The organism is Streptomyces sp. NA04227, assembly GCF_013364195.1.
Lineage (GTDB): Bacteria > Actinomycetota > Actinomycetes > Streptomycetales > Streptomycetaceae > Streptomyces.
Genome location: NZ_CP054918.1, coordinates 4879486 through 4897290, shown reverse-complemented (window position 1 = coordinate 4897290; position 17805 = coordinate 4879486). Strand labels below are relative to the sequence as shown.

Genomic DNA, 17805 nt, shown 5'->3' with positions numbered 1-17805 from the left:
ACGGACATCGGGGTGGGTTCGGCAAGGCCCGGGACCGGCCTGCGCGGAGGTGGCCGGAAGGAAGGTCCGGGGAGGATTCGGGGACGGTTCGGGGGCCACGTCCGGGTCGGGGCGCGGGAAGATATCGTCACGTTCACTGTCGTCGCGTTCCGGAAGCGACCGCAGCGTCCATGAGGGGGGCCGAAGTGCGCCTGAATCTGACCGTCGTCGATCCGTTCAGCGGCAGTGCTGCCGATGTCGTCGTCGACGCGGATCCCGAGTCGACCGTGGGAGACATCGGGCGGCAGCTCGCCCAGCAGGTCGGCCAGGGCGGTGCGCAGATCATTCCGCTCGGGCAGCACCAACTGGCCGCCGAGGGCGGCGGGCCGGTGGTGTACGTGGACGGTTACGCCGTCGACCCGTCGGCCACCGTGGTGGGCTCCCCGTTGCGCGACGGTGTGGTGGTCAGCCTGAACGACCCGTCGGCGTGCATACCCGGCGAACCCTCCGGCCTGGTCGAACTCCGGGTGGTGGGCGGGCCGTTGGCCGGTGCCGTGCACCGGCTCGGGGTCGGGCGGTACGACATCGGCAGCGGTCCGGCGGCGCACATCCGGGTCGACGATCCCGAACTGGACGCACGGGCGCTGACCCTCAGCGTGACCACCGACGGAACCTGCCGCGTCGCGGTGCACACCGACGAGAAGAAGGTCACCCTCGACGGCGAGAAGTACTCCGAGATCGACGACGGCACGGGTAAGGGGAAGGGCAGGAAGAAGGACCGGGACGGCGGCGCCAACAACGGCGACGGCAACGCCCGGACCAGGCGCAGGCGGGGCAGGCGGCGGGACGAAGGGGAGGGCGACGGGCCCGAACCGGTGCCGCCCGCACGGGACTTCGTCAAGGGCGAGTGGCCGCTCGGCCGTCAGATCGCCGTCGGGAACACCCTCTTCGAGCTGATCCGCTACACACCGCCGAACGCGGCCCTGAAGTGGTCCGAGGACGGCATCGGCCTCGACTACAACCGGCCGCCCCGGCTGCGGCCGCCGAACCGCCCGACCAAGTTCCGCCTGCCGTCGCCGCCCGGCGACTACGAGGCCCGGCCGCTGCCCTGGCTGATGGCGCTGTTCCCGCTGGTGGGCGCGATCGTGGCGGTGGTCATCTTCGGCCGCTGGTACTACCTGATCATGGCGGGTCTGAGCCCGATCATGCTCTTCGGCAACTACTTCATGGACAAGAAGCACGGGCGCAAGTCCCATGCGAAGCAGGTCAAGGAGTACAACGAGACCAAGGAGCGGATCGAGAAGGACGCACAGGACGCGCTGGTCGCCGAACGGCTCGACCGCCGCCTCGCCGTCCCCGACCCGGCCTTGGTCCTCTCCCTCAGTACGGGTCCGCGTACCCGGCTGTGGGAGCGGCGGCGCAGCGACCACGACCATCTCGTACTGCGGGTCGGTACCGCGAAGATGCCGTCCGAGGTCGTGCTCGACGACCCGGAGAAGGACGAGCACCGGCGGCAGGTGACCTGGCAGATCGAGGACGCGCCGGTGTCGCTGGGCCTTCAGCAGCTCGGGGTCATCGGTATGGCGGGCCCCGGGGAGTCCTCGCGCGGGATGGGCCGCTGGGCGCTGGCGCAGACGGCGGTGCTGCACAGTCCGATGGACGTGCAGTTCTATGTGCTCACCGAGGCCACCGCGCAACAGAGTTGGGAGTGGGTGCGCTGGCTTCCGCACTCCCGGCCCGGGGGTGGGCAGGACATCAACATCCTGCTGGGCATGGACGCCGAGACGGTCGGTGCGCGGATCGGTGAGCTGACCCAGGTCCTGGACGCGCGGCAGAAGGCCAAGCAGGCGAACACGCAGATCAAGTCGTTCTCCGAGCCGGACATCGTGGTGTTCTGGGACGGCTCGCGCAGGCTGCGTTCGCTGCCGGGTGTGGTGAAGCTGCTGCGCGAGGGACCGAGTGTGTCGATGTACTCGGTGTGCCTGGACACCGAGGAGCGGTTCCTGCCGGGCGAGTGCCAGGCGGTCGTGGTGGCCGAGCCGAAGCCGGACGAGCGGGCGCCGAGGGCGGGCGTCGACCAGTACGCGCCGCCCGCCGCTGCCGCCAACTCCCCCCAGGGCCAAGGCGGTTTCCCCTCCTTCCAGGCCTGGCACCCCACCCAGGAGCAGCCGGACCGCGAGCAGGCGGAGGAACTGCGGCTGCGGGTGGAGCAGTCGGGCTCGGACCGGATCCTGAGTGTGCGGCCCGAGTTCGTCTCGCCCGCCTGGTGCGGCCGGCTCGCGCGGTCGCTGTCCGCGCTGCGCGACATCAGCGGCGAGACCGAGGACTCGGCGCTGCCCGGTTCCAGCCGGCTGCTCGACGTGCTCCAGCTGGAGCCGCCGACGCCGGAGGCGATCACGGCGCGCTGGCGGATGGGCGGCCAGTCGACGCTGGCGATGATCGGTGAGTCCTACGACGGCGCGTTCGGTATCGACATGCGCAAGGACGGGCCGCACGGTCTGATCGCCGGTACCACGGGTTCGGGTAAGTCGGAGCTGCTGCAGACGATCGTGGCGGCCCTCGCGGTGGCCAACACCCCCGAGAACATGACGTTCGTCCTCGTCGACTACAAGGGCGGCTCGGCGTTCAAGGACTGTGTGAAGCTGCCGCACACCGTCGGTATGGTCACCGACCTCGACGCGCACCTGGTGGAGCGTGCCCTGGAGTCGCTGGGCGCCGAGCTCAAGCGCCGCGAGCACATTCTGGCGGCGGCGGACGCCAAGGACATCGAGGACTACCAGGACCTGGTACGCCGCGACCCCTCGCACGCCCCGCTGCCCCGACTGCTCATCGTGATCGACGAGTTCGCCTCGATGGTGCGTGACCTGCCGGACTTCGTGACGGGTCTGGTCAACATCGCGCAGCGAGGCCGTTCGCTCGGCATCCACCTGCTGCTCGCGACGCAGCGCCCCAGTGGTGTGGTCTCGCCCGAGATCCGCGCCAACACCAACCTGCGTATCGCGCTGCGCGTGACGGACGCCGGTGAGTCCTCGGACGTCATCGACGCGCCGGAGGCCGGTCACATCTCCAAGTCCACGCCGGGCCGCGCGTACGTACGCCTCGGGCACGCCTCGCTGGTGCCGTTCCAGTCCGGCCGGGTCGGTGGCCGCCGTCCGGGTGCCGCCGATCCGCAGGCGCTCGCGCCGTGGGTGGGCGCCCTGGACTGGAACGAGCTTGGCCGCCAGGCGCTCACCAAGCCGAAGGCGGAGCAGCGCGAGGAAGAGGAGGTCACCGACCTCAAGGTGCTGGTGGACGCGATCCGGGCGGGCAACGCCTCGATGGGCATCCCGGCGCAGCACAGCCCGTGGCTGCCCGCGCTCGGCGAGACCCTGTTGCTCGACGAGATCGAGGTGCCGGTACTCGCGAACGCGGCCGCGGGCAAGCTGGCGCCCGCTCCGTACGGTGTCGAGGACCTGCCCGCCGACCAGGCGCGCCGCCCGGTCGTGGTGGACTTCGCGCACTTCGGGCATCTGATGATCGGTGGTGCGCCGCGCAGTGGCCGTTCGCAGGTGCTGCGGACGATCGCGGGTTCGCTGGCGCGTACCCACTCGTGCGCGGACGTGCATCTGTACGGCATCGACTGCGGCAACGGCGCGCTCAACGCGCTGACCCGGCTGCCGCACTGCGGTGCGGTGGTCAGCCGTAACCAGACCGAGCGTGTGGTTCGTCTGGTGAACCGGCTGAAGAACGAACTCTCGCGCCGCCAGGACCTGTTGGCCGAAAGCGGCTTCGCGGACATCGGGGAGCAGCGGGCCGCCTCGGAGGCGGCGCAGCGGCTGCCGCACCTGGTCGTGCTGCTCGACCGCTGGGAGGGCTGGCTGCCCACCCTCGGCGAGGTGGACCACGGTGCGCTGACCGACGAGCTGACCGCGATGATGCGCGAGGGCGCGAGCGTCGGCATCCACCTGGTCCTTACCGGTGACCGTCAGCTCCTGGTGGGCCGTATCTCCTCGCTCACCGAGGACAAGTACGGTCTGCGCCTTGCCGACCGCTCCGACTTCTCGATGCTCGGCATCCCCGCCAAGAAGGTCCCCGAGGAGATCCCGCCCGGCCGTGCCTACCGCAACGAGTCGGGTACGGAGACACAGTTCGCGCTGCTCAGCGAGGACTCCACGGGTCAGGGTCAGGCGGCGGCGCTGAGCGCGATCGGGGAGGCGGCGACCGAGCGCGACGCCGAAGTCCCGCGTGCGCAGCGGCCGTTCAGGGTGGACACGCTGCCCAGCCGGGTCTCCTTCGACGAGGCCTGGGAGCTGCGCGACCCGGAGCTCTCGCGTTCGAAGCTGTGGGGTCTGGTCGGCATCGGCGGCGACGAACTCATGGGCTACGGCCCGGACCTCGCCTCGGGTGTGCCGTCGTTCGTGGTGGCGGGACCGGCCAAGTCGGGCCGTTCCACGGTGATGATGAACTTCGCGCGGTCCTACCTGAACCAGGGCGTACGGCTGGTGATCGCGGCGCCGCGCAAGTCGCCGCTGCGTGAACTGGAGGGCCACGAGCAGGTGTTGAAGGTCTTCGTCGAGGACGACATCGACGAGGACGACTTCGAGGAGGTCATCGGCTCGGCCTCACTGGAGGAGCCGATCGTGGTGCTCGTCGACGACGGCGAGATCCTGGAGGACTGCGACGCCGAGAGCCACTTCAAGCGGATCGTGCAGCGCGGCGCGGACACCGGGCTCGCGCTGATCATCGCCGGTGACGAGGAGGACGTCTGCAGCGGCTTCTCCGGCTGGCAGGTGGACGCGAAGAAGGCCCGCCGCGGCATCCTGCTCTCCCCGCAGGACACCTCCGCGGGCGACCTCATCGGCATCCGCACCAACCGCGGCATGGTCGGCGGCCAGATCACCCCGGGCAGGGGCCTGCTGCACCTCGGCGACGGCGAGCACTTCACGGTGACGACGCCGCAGTAGGTCCGCACACGGAACAGCGGAACAACAGAGCCAGGAATCAGAGGAGTTGGGATGGCCGGATCGGCGAAGCCGGGGCGGCGCAGAGCTGCCGCGGCCGCATACCGGCCCGGCCGGTCGGTCCGTACGCCGGGGCCGGGGCACAAGCCGGACAAGGCGAGGAAGCCCTGGGGGCAGAAGCTCAAGGACGGCGGCTTCGTGGCGCTGTGCATCACGGGCGGCATGGCCGTGTTCGTGGGGTTGGTGCTCGGTCCCGGCCGGCTCGCGGCCGACTGGTGGCACGAGGTGGCGCCGCACTGGCCCGGTGCGGGCTACGGCTTCGCGCTCACCGTCGGGGGCGCCTGGCCGCTCGCCCTGACGCTCGCTATCTGGCCACTGACGCGCACCAACTTCAAGCTGCGCCGGGCCCGTTCGGTCGTTCTGGCAGCCACCTCGGTGCCCGGCTGGGCAGCCTGTGTGATGCTCTTCGCCCTCAGCATGCAGACGCTGCGACCGAAGAGCCGCCGTGGCAGGTCGTGCTCCGACGGGGACTCCTCGTTCAGTGCCTACTGCTGGGTCCACGCGCACGCGCCGTACGCCTGGGCGGTGATCCTGCTCGGCTTCGTGCTGGGGGCGGCCCTGCTCGTCGGGGCCGAGTTGCTGCGGCAGCGGCTCGGCCGGAGTTCCTCTCCCCAAGCAGAGGATTCCCCGGCACCCTCGGTCACGTAACTCTCTCAACTCCCCACCAGGAGAAGAACCGTGACCCTTGAGGCCCCCGGCGAGACCCCCGCGTCCGGCGTCCGCGTCGGTACCGCGCCGCGCCCTCCCGAACCGCCCGTGCCGCACGCCGCGCTCGGTGTCGGCATCATCGTGACCGACGAGGACGGCCGGATACTGCTCGGCCGGCACCGCTCCGGCGTACACGAACTGCCCGGCGGCAAGGTCGAGAACGAGTCCGTGGCGGCGGCCGTGGTACGTGAACTCGCCGAGGAGACCGGCCTGTTGGCGGTACCGGAGGACGTCGAGATCCTGGCGATGCTGCTCGACGGAGTCGGCGGGGTGACCCGGGTGACGATGGCGGCCCGCGTCCACCACCACACGGGCCGCCCCTTCGCTGCCGAACCGCACCTGGTCGCGCACTGGTCCTGGCACTCCCCCGACTCCCTGCCCGACCCGCTCTTCGTCCCCAGCGGCCAGGTCCTCACCACCTGGCGCCCGGACCTGCCCATCGACCATCCACCGGCCTACGTGTATCCGCTGGCGCACACGGTCACGGCTTGACGGTCCCGGGGTCGCAGTAGCCCTGCTGGAAGGCGGCCCAGAAGTCCTTGTCGATCCCCGTGTCGGTGAACGAGTTCCAGTTGGTGTGGGCGACGAGCTGCTCGCGCCCGTCGCGGCTGTTGAGGACATAGGTCAGATATCCGGGGGCGCTGCCGCCGTGGCCGTACGCGAGACCGCAGTCGGTGGCGTAGACGTACATGCCCAGGCCGTACCCGACGGCGGGCGGGGCGGCGGCGCCGGTGGTGGGAACGGTGTCGGTGAGCATGCGGTGCAGGAGGTGCGCGGGCAGCAGGCGGCCGCGCAGCAGGGCCCGGTAGAAGCGTGCGAGGTCGTCCGCGGTGGTCACCAGCGCGCCCGACGCCCCGGCCTCGGACGGGCTGAAGCCGGTGACGTCGTACCGGGTGGCACCCGGCGCGTCCGGCAACAGGGGGGTGACGTCCGCGTAGCCGTGGACATGAGCGCCGTCGATGGTGGTCTTCGCCAGCGGGTACGAGGTGTCGCGCAGCCCGAGCGGCGCGAAGATCCGGCGTTCGAGGTTGGTGCGCAGGTCGCGGTCGGTGAGCCGTTCCACGATCAGGTCGAGCAGCAGGTAGTTGGTGTTGGAGTAGCGGAAGCGGGTGCCGGGCTCCGGGAAGTACCGGGGCTCGGCGAGGCCGATGCCGATCAGCTGCTCGCGGGGCCAGTACTGGTCGAGCGTGCGGAAGTGGGGCAGCAGCCCGTCGATGTAGTCGTACAGGCCGCTCGTGTGGTTGAGGAGCTGGCGGACGGTGACGGGCGGACCGGACAGGGCGTTGCCGGGGAGGACCTGGTCGGGCAGCAGCCGCTGCACGGTGTCGTCGAGCCGCAGCCGGTGCTCGGCGACGAGTTGCAGGACGACCGTGGCGGTGAAGGTCTTGGTGACGCTTCCGGCACGGAACTTCAGGTCCCGCCGCATCGGCGTACCGGCCGCCCGGTCGGCGACACCCGCCGTGCCGTGGCTGTGGTGCGATCCGTCGCGGGCGAGCAGCAGGGCACCCGGGTTGGGGTTCGGCGCGGCCACCACCCGCTCGGCCAGCGCGCGCAGCCTCGCCTCCTCGCGGCCGCCGTCCGCCGTGCGGGGACCGCCGTCCGCCGTGCGTCCGTCACGGGGCCGCTCGGCGGCGGCCGTACCGGCAGACGGCGTCAGCAGACCGAGCACCAGGGCGAGAGCCACAGCGGGGCCAAATGCCGTGCCTAACAGGTGAGTTGCGCGTCGCCGCATCATCAAGGATTCCCTCCGAATAACCGTATGGCCATACGGTTATAGCACGCGATACGGTCCTCGGGTGCCGAGAGTTGCCGACCATGACGCCCGCCAGGGGCAGATCAGTGCCGCCGTCCAACGTCTGATCGTGCGGGACGGGCTCGCCGCCGTGACCGTCGCGCGGACCGCCGCCGAAGCGGGGGTGTCCGTGGGCCTGGTGCAGCACTACTTCAAGACCAAGGACGAGATGCTGTTGGCCACGTTCACCCGCGTGAACGGCCAATTCACCGCCCGTGTCGCGGAGTTGGCGAACCAGGGCGAGGCCGACGGCCGCACCATCGCCGAGATGCTGCGGCAGGCGCTTGCCGAGCTGATCCCGCTCGACGACGTCCGCCGCGCCGAGTTCCCGGTCCGCCTCGCCTTCGCCGACCGGGCCGCGCACAGCGCGCGTCTGGCCGCCGTTCAGCGGCAGACCCTGGAGGGCATCCGCTCACGGGTCGCCCGCGCCATCGACAACGGCACGGCATGCGGCGAGGTCCCCGAGGGCACCGACGCCGCCCAACTGGCCCTGCGCATCGTCGCGTTCACGGAAGGACTCGCCCTGCACACCCACATCGACCCGGACGGCACACCCGGGCCGGCCGTTCTCGGGGCACTGGACGACCAGCTCGGCCGCGTGTTCACCGGGTCCTGCCGACGGGCGCGGCGGGGTTAGGCAGTCGGGCGGGAATCCGCGCCCGGGAGTCCCCGCGCGGGACTCCTCAATCCACCTTCTCCATACGGGCCTTGGGCTTCCCGGACTGCTCGTTCTCCGAGATGTACGAGAGGTCCTGGCCGGTGAGCACCAGGTGGACCTTGTGCACGTTCTTCGTACAGGTGGGCCGCGAGTCGGCGCGGCCCTGCGCGTTCGCCACGATCTCCCGCGCGGTGACCGACTGAAGCCGCAGGTCCACCTCGCAGACGCCGCCGAGCTGGTCGGTCTGCCGCATCACGGCGAACTTCTCGCCGGGCGCCGCCTTCTTCACGGTGAGCCGGAAGGTGCCCATCGGCCAGTCGTTGGTACGGGCACGGGCCGGACCCTCCCAGGTGCCGAGGTAACCGGCCGGGACCGAGGTGGAGTGCCCGTCGCCGGGCGTACTGGACTGCTTCCCGCTCGGCGACGCACCGTCGGCCGCGTTGTCCGAGGACCCGCCCACCAGGTCGAACACGAAGACCGAGCCCACCGTGACCGCCGCCAACGCCCCGGCCACCGCGAGCGCCACGGTGCAACTGAGCCTGCGGCCACGGTTGTTGGGCCCGACGGGAGTCGATGCGGTGTCCACCGTCAGCGAGAGCTTTCCGGTGGGGGCGGGGCGGGGATCGGTGCCAGCGCCGGTACCGGGAGCGGGGTGGTCGGTGCGGTCGGGGCCGGGGGTGGGGCCGGTGCCGGGCCGCGCGTCCGTGCCGGTCGTCGCGTTCCCGTCGTGCCCGTCGTTGCCGTCGCTCCCCGCCGCCGGATACCCAACGTGCCCGACGTGCCCGACGTGCCCGACGTTGCCGAGGGCGTACGAAGGCTGTCCCGTGGCGGCGGGCGGCCAGGTGGGGGCGGCTCCGTAGGAGGGGTCCGGGGGGCCGAACACGCCTTGCGGGGGTGGCGAGTTGGGGAGGGGCGGGTGTGGGGGTCGGTGGTGGGCTGGGCGTCGGCGTTGGAGTGGGGGTCGGCGTCGGCGTGACCTGTCCCGTCGCCTGCTGCGGCAGGTCGGCGTGGGGCAAGGCCCCGGAACCCGGGGAGTCGGCCGCCGCGTCCGCACCCTCATGCCCAACCGGCTGCGTTCCAGGGTGCGTTCCAGGGTGGGTTCCCGGCGGCGTTCCGGGCTGTGTCCCCGGCCCCGCACCCTGCCCTGTCCCCGGTTCGGTGTCCGCGTCCAGGTCGAGCAAGCCCACGGCGGTACGGCTCACGCGTTCGACGAGGTGAGCGGGCAGCCAGCCCGTAAGTACCAACTCCCGTACGCCGCCCGGCGCGAGCGCGGTCGCGAGGTCCGCCGGGGTGGGGCGGGCTGCCGGGTTCTTGCTCAGGCAGCGAGCCGCCAGTTCGCGCAACTCACCTTGGAGTTCGCCGAGTTGGGGCTCGGAGTGAACGACCTTGTAGAGCAGGGCGGCCGAGGTGTCGCCGGGGAACGGGGGCCGTCCGGAGGCGGCGTAGACGAGGACGGCGCCCAGGGAGAAGACGTCCGCGGCGCCGGTGACGGGCTCGCCGAGGATCTGTTCCGGTGCCATGTAGCCCGGCGAGCCGATGGAGGCGCCGGTGGAGGTGAGCGAGGTGGTGCCGTCGACCGCGCGGGCGATGCCGAAGTCGATGAGCCGGGGGCCGTCGAGCGCGAGCAGCACGTTGGACGGCTTCACGTCCCGGTGGACGAGTCCCTGGGCGTGCACCTCGGACAGGGCCTCGGCCAGTCCGGCGCCGAGGACGCGCAGTGCGGCCTCGGGCAGCGGGCCGCCCTGGGGTCCGGTGACCGCCTGCGTCAGCGAGGGGCCCGCCACGTAACCGGTCGCCACCCAGGGCACGGTGGCCTCGGGGTCGGCGTCGAGTACGGGCGCGGTCCAGGCGCCGCCGACCTTGCGCGCCGCCGCGACCTCGCGCCGGAAACGGATCCGGAACTCCTCGTCGAGCGCGAAGTGCGGATGCACCACCTTCACGGCCACGGTGCGCCCGCCCGCGCTGCGTCCCAGGTAGACCCGGCCCATCCCGCCGGAGCCGAGCCGCCCGAGCAGCCGGTAGGGGCCGATCACGGTCGGTTCGTCGACGTTCAGCGGTTGCACGACGCTGTCCCCCACGGCGACGGCCTCCCCTTCTCCCCTTTGATCCGCTGTTCTCTACCGCTGGTCTGCTTTGCCCTACGGGCACGAGCAGCGTAGGCCCTCCGCACGTCGGCCGGGCAGGGCGGTGCCGTACCGGGACCCGGGCGGAGTGCGCCGTTGGCCGCCTCCGGAGAGGAACCGGAACGTACGGGATCCGTACGAGATCCGTGCGGGCTCCGCACGAGAAGAGGAAGAGTTCACCGCCGCGCCGAAGAACATCAACGCGGAATTCAGCATCCACGGTCGAAGAAGTCAAGGCCCGGTCGAGAACCGCCGGGCACGTCCCGGCACGGGAAAGTCATCGGCTCCTCCGAACATCCGAAGAACCGGCGAATCGACCACCCCGCGAATCGGCGAACCCGAACGCCCGTCGAGAACCTCGTCGGCAGAGATCGGCGGAGATCGGCCGAGAACCGAGTCGGACGGGCGGACCCTCACTGAAATCCGGTTGACAAGTAGCGGAATCTCTCCGCCGGGAACGGTGGCGAACTCGTGCGCGACAAGCCGCCGGGACCACTCACCCGACGGGAAGTCCCCTTCCACCCGGCTTACGGATGCCGGGCCCGCGAATTCCTCCGCGGGCGCCGCCGGGATTCCTGGCCGCCGTATATCCGTGCCTCTCACACGCACCAAGTCGGCGCGCCGGAGGGCCGGGGTATTCGCGGTCGCGCCGGGCGGGCCCGGACGGGCTCAGACCTCCAGAAGGTCCACCCGCACATCGGCGGGGAAGCCGGTGCTCGGCCCCACGCGGCGGGCGAACTCTCTCACCGCGGCGAGCTGGTGCGGGCCGAAGCGGAAGTCGAGGGTGGTGAAGTAGCGCTCCAGGACCTCCTCGTCGAAGGCCTCCCAGCGGGCGGCCTGCTCGGCGACCTTGGTGACCTCCTCCAGGGAGACGTCGCGGGAGGCCAGGAAGGCCTGGTGCACCTTGCGGACGACGTCCGGCTCGCGCTCCAGGTACTCGCGGCGGGTGGCCCAGACCGCGAAGACGAAGGGCAGTCCGGTCCACTCCTTCCACATCTGTCCCAGGTCGTGGACCTGGAGCCCGAGCTTCGGGCCGTAGTGGAGGTTGGCGCGCAGGGCGGCGTCGCCGATCAGTACGGCGGCGTCGGCCTCCTGCATCATCAGGCCGAGGTCGGGCGGGCACCGGTAGTAGTCGGGCCGTACGCCGTAGCGCTCGGAGAGCAGCAGCTGGGCGAGGCGGACCGAGGTGCGCGAGGTGGAGCCGAGGGCGACGCGTGCGCCGTCGAGCTGCTCCAGGGGCCCCTGGGAGACGATCACGCAGGACATCACGGACCCGTCGCAGCCCACCGCGATGTCCGGCAGCGCGACCAGGTCGTCCGCCGCCTTGAGGAACTCGACCAGGGTGACCGGGCCGATGTCCAGGTCCCCCGCGATCAGCCGCTCGCTGAGCTTCTCCGGGGTGTCCTTGGTCAGCTCCATGTCGAGCAGGGTCCCGGTGCGGGCGAGGCCCCAGTAGAGGGGAAGGCAGTTGAGGAACTGGATGTGGCCGACGCGCGGCCTGGCGCGCCGTCCTGCGGCCCGGGCCTCGCGCGCGGCGGGGACCGGTTGAGCTGCGGTGGCGGGACCCGCAACCGGGTCCGCGGGAGAATTGTCCACATCGCGAGGCTAGCCCGCGTGCGATACGGTGCCCACGCCAGGGTGACTTCGTCCGCGCGTCACCCTTCTCGCACCCCCCGTCCCGCAACCGGTATCCCTTGTCCGGTACGGCGCGAACGAACGCGACGGGGGCGCTCGACGAAGAAGTCACACACCGGTACGTCAACCACACTCGGGGCGCTCGTCAAACATCCGGGTGACGTGATCTTGCCCTCTATCGCTTTCGGCTGCCTGCGTGCTAGGCTCGTCGCAAGTTGCAGTTTGGTTTCCCTTGCAGTACAAAGCCTGCGGAGCATGTGACCCGCAGGCTTTCGTCGTTTTCAGACTTTTGCAGTTGTTTCAACAGCAGGTTCTGGAGCAGGGCAACCCTTTGGCCCAAGGAGGGCTTATGGCTACCGGAACCGTTAAGTGGTTCAACGCCGAAAAGGGCTTTGGATTCATCGCCCAGGAAGGCGGCGGCCCGGACGTCTTCGTCCACTACTCCGCGATCAACGCGAGCGGCTTCCGTTCCCTCGAGGAGAACCAGGCGGTGTCCTTCGACGTCACCCAGGGCCCGAAGGGTCCGCAGGCGGAGAACGTCACCCCGATGTAAGTCGCTTCCCGAGGCCACTCGGGAATTGATTCGGAACGGACAGTAGTACCCAAGGAGCCCCATCCCCGCAGCTGCGGTGGAAGCGGGGCTCCTGCCTTTTTTTCCGGGCGGTGGCGCAGGGGTCGTGACACTGAGGCCGGCGCAGGGGCGGCGGGCGGCTCGGACCCGGTGGCGGAACCGCCCGACGACGGCCGCCGCCTCCCCTGCCTCCCCCGCCTACTCCTCCTGCCCCGCCCCGTAGTTCGCGTACAGCGCCTCCAGTTGCGCGGCGAAGTCTGCGGCGACGGCGGCGCGTTTGAGCTTCGCGGACGGGGTCAGATGGCCCGCCTCCTCGGTGAACTGTTCGGTGAGGACGACGAATTCGCGGATGGACTCGGGGCGCGAGACGAGCTTGTTGGCCTCGTCGACGGCGCGTTGCAGGGTCTCGTGCAGCTCCGGGTCCTCGGCGAGCTGGGCCAGCGGGACGTTCTTGCGCCGCATCTGCTGCCAGTGCGCGATGCCCTCGGGGTCGAGGGTGATCAACGCGCCGATGTAGGGGCGGTTGTCGCCGACCACCATGCAGTGGTTGATCAGCGGATGGGCGCGCAGCCAGTCCTCCAGCGGGGCCGGGGCGGCCTTCTTGCCCCCGTTCGTGATGATCATCTCGCTCTTGCGGCCGGTGATGCTGAGGTAGCCGTCGCCGTCCAGGGTGCCGATGTCCCCGGTGTGCAGCCAGTCCTCGGCGTCGGTCGCGGGCTTGACGTCGCCGGTCCGGGTGTCCCAGTAACCCGGGATGACGTGCGGGCCCTTGAGGAGCACCTCACCGTCGTCGGCGAGCCGGACGCTCATGCCCGGCATCGGCCGGCCGACGCTGCCGAGCCGCTGCTGCTGCGGCGGGTTCACGGTGATCGCGGCCGAGGTCTCGGTGAGCCCGTAGCCCTCGAAGAGTTCGATTCCGGCGCCCGTGTAGAAGGTGCCGAGGCGGCGGCCGAGCGGGGAGCCGCCGCTGACGATGTAGCGGACCCGGCCGCCGAGGGCGGCGCGGATGCGGCGGTAGACGAGCGGGTCGTAGACGCCCCGGGCCAGCTTCAGGCCGGTGCCGGGGCCCGGGCCGGTGCCGAGCTGCTGGGCCTCCACCTCGGCGCCGTAACGGCGGGCGATACGGGCGGCGCGGTCGTAAGTGGTGACGCGGCCGAGGCGTTCGGCCGTCGCACGGCCGGTGTTGAAGACCTTCTCCAGCACGTAGGGGATGGCGAAGAGGAAGGTCGGACCGAAGGAGTCGAGGTCGGCGAGCAGGTCCCCGGTGGCCGTGCTCGGGGCGTGGCCGAGCCGCACCCGGGCACGCAGACAGCCGATCGCGACCATCCGGCCGAAGACGTGCGACAGCGGCAGGAAGAGCAGGGTGGACGGCGGCTCGTCGGTGGCCGCCTTGAAGACGGGGTGCAGCAACTCGATGGCGTTGTCGATCGCGGCGAAGACGTTGGCGTGGCTGAGCGCGCAGCCCTTGGGGCGGCCGGTGGTCCCCGAGGTGTACATGAGCGTGGCGGTGTGCTCGGGGGTGAGGGCCGCACGCCGGGACTCGATCTCCAGGTCCGGCAGTCCGTGGCCGTTGCCCAGTTCGGCGAGCCGGCCGAGGTCGCCCTTGTCGAAGGTCCACACGTACCGCAGTTCGGCGATCCGGTCCCGCTCCGGGCCGAGCGCCGCCGCCTGCGCCCCGGTCTCCACGGCCAGGGCGACCGCGCCGCAGTCCTGGAGGATCGCGCGCGTCTGGAAGGCGGAGGAGGTCGGGTAGACCGGGACGGTCACCAGGCCCGCGGCCCAGGCGGCGAAGTCGAGCAGCGTCCACTCGTAGGTCGTACGGGCCATGATGGCGAGCCGGTCGCCGGGTTGCAGGCCCTGGGCGACCAACCCCTTCGCGAGCGCGAGCACTTCGGCGGCGAAGTCGGCGGCCGTGACATCGCGCCAGCGGCCCTTGGCGTCCTTGCGGGCGAGGACGGCGGCGCCGGGTTCCTCGGCCGCGTTGTCGAACGGGATGTCGGCGAGCGAGCCGTGCTCCGGCGGCGTGACGAACAACGGCATGGAGACCTCGCGCACCATGCCGTCCTCGATCTTCAGCGCCGGGGCGACGAGGGCGGGTAGGGAGGTCTGCTTGCGGGGCACGGCTACTCCTTTTGCCTGAACGGTTGCGGACCGTACGCGACAACTCGCACAGCGGACAAGAGGATTCCGGGTTCGTCACAGGACAGGAAAAGTGAAGGTCAGCGAGAGAGCGGCGACCCACACCCGCACCGGAGACCGCATCCTTTCCGACTGCACACATACCGGGGTGGGGTACTACGCGCGTCACGTCGGGCGGTGCGAGCGGGCTCGTTACAACGATTGTCGCCCCAACTGATCGTGAGATGACGCGAGTTGGCATTCGGTACGGGGACGCAGGGCCACAAGTACGCGCGTACGCGAGGGAGATGGGACGTACGGAGAGCAATGTGCGCGGGAGGGAGATGTCCGGCAGGAGGGCGGGCCCGTAAGCGAAGGGAAATGTGCGGGTGCCGCCCGCGGTCACGAGGGTGAGGCCGGTGACGAGGGCGAGGCCGTCCGCACACACGGCCCCGCCCCGTCGGTTCCGGTGCCCTCAGGGGCGTTCGAGGATCGCGGTCACGCCGAGGCCGCCCGCGGCGCAGACCGAGATCAGGCCGCGGCCGGGACCCTCGCGCTCGTCCAGGAGTTTGGCGAGGGCGGCCACGATGCGGCCGCCGGTGGCCGCGAAGGGGTGACCGGCCGCGAGCGAGGAGCCCGCGACGTTGAGCTTGTCGCGGTCGACGGGGGCAAGGCCCCGCTTCTCCCAGGCCGCGAGGGTGGCGAGCACCTGGGAGGCGAAGGCCTCGTGGATCTCGATCAGGTCGAAGTCCTCGATGCCGAGGCCGACCCGCTCCAGCATCCGGGGCACCGCGTAGGTGGGGGCCATGAGCAGGCCGTCCTCCCCGTCGCGGACGTCGCCGTTGACGTAGTCGACGGCGGCCGTCTCGTAGGCGGTGAGGTACGCGAGCGGCTTGAGGCCGCGGGCCCGGCACCACTCGTCACTGGCGAGCAGCACGGTGGAGGCGCCGTCGGTCAGCGGGGTGGAGTTGCCCGGGGTCATGGTGGGGTCGGGGTCCTTCACGCCGTAGCACGGCTTGAGGGTGGCCAGCTTCTCCAGGGTGGAGCCGGGGCGCAGGTTGTTGTCACGGGCCAGCCCCCGGAAGGGCACCACGAGGTCGTCGTGGAAGCCGCGCTCGTAGGAGGCGGCCAGGTTGCGGTGGCTGCGCCAGGCCAGCTCGTCCTGCGCCTCGCGGCTGATGCCCCACTTGCGGGCCGTGATGGCCGCGTGCTCACCCATGGACAGACCGGTACGGGGCTCGGCGTTGCGCGGCATGTCCGGTACGACGTTGCCCGGACGGATCTTGGCCAGCGCCTTCAGGCGGGCGCCGGTGCTCTTGCCGCGACGGGCCTCCAGGAGCGTGCGGCGCAGGTCGTCGTTGACGCCGAGCGGGGCGTCGCTGGTGGTGTCGGTGCCGCCCGCGATGCCGGAGTCGATCTGACCGAGCATGATCTTGTTGGCGACCGCGATGACCGCCTGGAGTCCGGTGCCGCAGGCCTGCTGGATGTCGTACGCGGGCGTGGCGTGGTCCAGCTCCGCGCCGAGCACGGTCTCCCGGGCCAGGTTGAAGTCCCGGCTGTGCTTGAGCACCGCACCGGCCACGAACTCGCCGACCGCGCCGGGCCCGGCCAGCGAGTAGCGCTCGACGAGACCGTTCAGCGCGGCGGTCAGCATCTCCTGGTTGGAGGCCGTCGCGTAGGGCCCGTCGGAACGCGCGAACGGGATACGGCTCCCTCCGACCACGGCCACACGCCGGATCTGGGGCAGGCGGGTGTCGGGGGCCTTGTCCCCGGGGGAGTACTGCATCTCGACCAGCTCCTGACTCTTGAGTAATCTTACTCAGGAGTAAATTTACGACCGAGCAGGGAGCAGGACAATGGCGGACCGCTACTTGAACTTCACCGGCACCGGCGCGGGCCGTTTCCTGACCGGCCGTCTCGGCCTCCCGCAGCCCACTGTGCTGCGGCGGTACAGCGACAGCAAGCCCGACCTCGGCGGCCCGCTGCTGCACCTGACGGCGGGCAAGTCGGCGCTCACCGACCCGCTCGACGAGGTGCTGCGCCGCACCGGCCTTCCGGTCCAGGAGAGCGCCGAGCGCCCCGCCGGGGTGGTCCTCGACGCGACCGGCGTGCGTGACGTCGAGGCACTCGCCGAGGTGCACGCCGCGCTGCACCCCGTCGTACGCGGGGTCGCGAGCAGCGGCCGTGTGGTCGTCCTCGGTTCGGTCCCGGACCCCGAGGACCACCACCAGGCCGCGGTCCAGCAGGGCTTGGAGGGCTTCGTCCGCTCGCTCGGCAAGGAGATCGGCAAGGGCCGCGCGGTCACCCTGGTACGAACCCGCTCCGCGGCCGCCGCCGAGTCCACGCTGCGCTTCCTGCTCTCGCCGAAGTCCGCGTACGTCAGCGGCCAGGTCGTCGAGACCGAGGGCGCCGAGGCCGCCGAGCTGACCGCTCCCGCGAACTGGGCGCGCCCGCTGGAGGGCAGGACCGCGCTGGTCACCGGCGCCGCCCGGGGCATCGGCGAGTCCGTGGCCGCGACGCTGGCGCGCGACGGCGCGAAGGTCGTCGTCCTGGACATCCCGGCCGCACAGGCCGACCTGGTCAAGGTCGCCGACCGGCTCGGCGGCTCCGCGCTGCCGCTGGACATCACCGCCGCGGACGCGGGCGAGCACATCGCCGCCGCGCTGCCGGACGGCCTGGACATCCTGATCCACAACGCGGGCATCACCCGCGACCGCAAGCTCGCCAACATGCCCGCCGACCGCTGGGCCTCGGTCCTGGAGGTCAACCTGGCCTCGGTGCTGCGCACCACCGACCACCTGCTGCGCTCCGGCACCCTCCACCGGAACGGCCGGATCGTCGCCACCGCGTCCATCGCCGGTGTCGCGGGCAACGTCGGCCAGACCAACTACGCGGCGAGCAAGGCCGGGATCATCGGCCTGGTGCGCTCGCTCGCGCCCCGCGCCCTCGCCGAGCACGGCGTCACCGTCAACGCGGTCGCCCCCGGCTTCATCGAGACCAAGATGACCGCGGCCGTCCCGCTGTTCATCCGCGAGGCCGGACGCCGGATGAACTCCATGTCCCAGGGCGGCCTGCCCGTCGACGTGGCCGAGACCACCGCCTGGTTCGCCAACCCCGCCTCGGGGGCGGTCAACGGGCAGGTCGTACGGGTCTGCGGGCAGAGCTTGCTCGGCGCTTGAGGGGCCCGGGCTGCCCGGTGCGCGCTGGCCGGTCCGGGCTGC

Annotated in this window: 11 protein-coding genes and 1 pseudogene; 6 read left to right on the top strand and 6 right to left on the bottom strand. The window is 71.3% G+C overall.

The window, feature by feature from the left end; genetic code table 11:
• Nucleotides 1-185: 185 nt before the first annotated feature.
• The 3 genes from HUT18_RS20915 to HUT18_RS20905 are packed head-to-tail and all read left to right on the top strand — an operon-like array spanning nucleotide 186 to nucleotide 6179.
• Nucleotides 186-4922, top strand: a complete 4737-nt coding sequence (locus HUT18_RS20915; protein ID WP_176102119.1) for an FtsK/SpoIIIE domain-containing protein — start codon at nucleotides 186-188, stop codon at nucleotides 4920-4922.
• A 51-nt stretch (nucleotides 4923-4973) separates the two neighbouring features.
• Nucleotides 4974-5627, top strand: coding sequence for a hypothetical protein (locus HUT18_RS20910; protein WP_176102118.1), 654 nt, complete (start codon nucleotides 4974-4976; stop codon nucleotides 5625-5627).
• A gap of 30 nt (nucleotides 5628-5657) precedes the next feature.
• Entirely contained in the window at nucleotides 5658-6179 is a 522-nt protein-coding gene (locus tag HUT18_RS20905; RefSeq protein WP_254878731.1) for an NUDIX hydrolase, read from the top strand.
• Here HUT18_RS20905 and HUT18_RS20900 read toward each other — a convergent pair.
• The gene (locus HUT18_RS20900; protein WP_254878730.1) at nucleotides 6169-7371 is read right to left on the bottom strand and encodes a serine hydrolase; all 1203 of its coding nucleotides are present in this window, start codon (nucleotides 7369-7371) and stop codon (nucleotides 6169-6171) included. The two genes, HUT18_RS20905 and HUT18_RS20900, sit on opposite strands and share 11 nt — an antisense overlap.
• Before the next feature lie 112 nt (nucleotides 7372-7483).
• Here HUT18_RS20900 and HUT18_RS20895 point away from each other — a divergent pair, with 112 nt between their 5' ends.
• Complete coding sequence (locus tag HUT18_RS20895) at nucleotides 7484-8116, top strand: TetR/AcrR family transcriptional regulator (protein WP_176102117.1); 633 nt, start codon at nucleotides 7484-7486, stop codon at nucleotides 8114-8116.
• Nucleotides 8117-8162: 46 nt separating this feature from the next.
• Here the strand turns inward: HUT18_RS20895 and HUT18_RS33310 are convergent, their stop codons facing one another.
• The 3 genes and pseudogenes from HUT18_RS33310 to HUT18_RS20885 form a co-directional block, all read right to left on the bottom strand.
• The gene (locus tag HUT18_RS33310) at nucleotides 8163-9020 is read right to left on the bottom strand and encodes a hypothetical protein (protein ID WP_217710590.1); all 858 of its coding nucleotides are present in this window, start codon (nucleotides 9018-9020) and stop codon (nucleotides 8163-8165) included.
• A 280-nt stretch (nucleotides 9021-9300) separates the two neighbouring features.
• Nucleotides 9301-10200 (bottom strand): annotated as a pseudogene (locus tag HUT18_RS33305) (serine/threonine-protein kinase); the annotation flags it as partial.
• 729 nt (nucleotides 10201-10929) lie between these two features.
• Nucleotides 10930-11742 carry a menaquinone biosynthetic enzyme MqnA/MqnD family protein gene (locus HUT18_RS20885; protein WP_254879061.1) on the bottom strand — a complete coding sequence of 271 codons (813 nt, stop codon included), beginning with the start codon at nucleotides 11740-11742 and terminating at the stop codon, nucleotides 10930-10932.
• A 502-nt stretch (nucleotides 11743-12244) separates the two neighbouring features.
• Here HUT18_RS20885 and HUT18_RS20880 point away from each other — a divergent pair.
• Nucleotides 12245-12448 (top strand): cold-shock protein, encoded by a 204-nt coding sequence (locus tag HUT18_RS20880; protein WP_067282429.1) that lies wholly within the window; start codon nucleotides 12245-12247, stop codon nucleotides 12446-12448.
• Between the two features lie 216 nt (nucleotides 12449-12664).
• Here the strand turns inward: HUT18_RS20880 and HUT18_RS20875 are convergent, their stop codons facing one another.
• Together HUT18_RS20875 and HUT18_RS20870 are read right to left on the bottom strand one after the other, a co-directional pair.
• Nucleotides 12665-14524 carry a long-chain fatty acid--CoA ligase gene (locus HUT18_RS20875; RefSeq protein WP_176104693.1) on the bottom strand — a complete coding sequence of 620 codons (1860 nt, stop codon included), beginning with the start codon at nucleotides 14522-14524 and terminating at the stop codon, nucleotides 12665-12667.
• A gap of 535 nt (nucleotides 14525-15059) precedes the next feature.
• Complete coding sequence (locus HUT18_RS20870; protein WP_176102115.1) at nucleotides 15060-16370, bottom strand: acetyl-CoA C-acetyltransferase; 1311 nt, start codon at nucleotides 16368-16370, stop codon at nucleotides 15060-15062.
• Nucleotides 16371-16440: 70 nt separating this feature from the next.
• Here HUT18_RS20870 and HUT18_RS20865 point away from each other — a divergent pair, with 70 nt between their 5' ends.
• Nucleotides 16441-17763 carry a 3-oxoacyl-ACP reductase gene (locus HUT18_RS20865; protein ID WP_176102114.1) on the top strand — a complete coding sequence of 441 codons (1323 nt, stop codon included), beginning with the start codon at nucleotides 16441-16443 and terminating at the stop codon, nucleotides 17761-17763.
• The last annotated feature ends 42 nt before the right edge of the window (nucleotides 17764-17805 follow it).

What these genes read in the sequence shown, in the direction of transcription:
- HUT18_RS20870 (WP_176102115.1), bottom strand. Translation starts at nt 16,370, where the DNA reads ATGCAGTACTCCCCCGGGGACAAGGCCCCCGACACCCGCCTGCCCCAG.
- HUT18_RS20875 (WP_176104693.1), bottom strand. Translation starts at nt 14,524, where the DNA reads ATGGTGCGCGAGGTCTCCATGCCGTTGTTCGTCACGCCGCCGGAGCAC.
- HUT18_RS20910 (WP_176102118.1), top strand. Translation starts at nt 4,974, where the DNA reads ATGGCCGGATCGGCGAAGCCGGGGCGGCGCAGAGCTGCCGCGGCCGCA.
- HUT18_RS20880 (WP_067282429.1), top strand. Translation starts at nt 12,245, where the DNA reads ATGGCTACCGGAACCGTTAAGTGGTTCAACGCCGAAAAGGGCTTTGGA.
- HUT18_RS20865 (WP_176102114.1), top strand. Translation starts at nt 16,441, where the DNA reads ATGGCGGACCGCTACTTGAACTTCACCGGCACCGGCGCGGGCCGTTTC.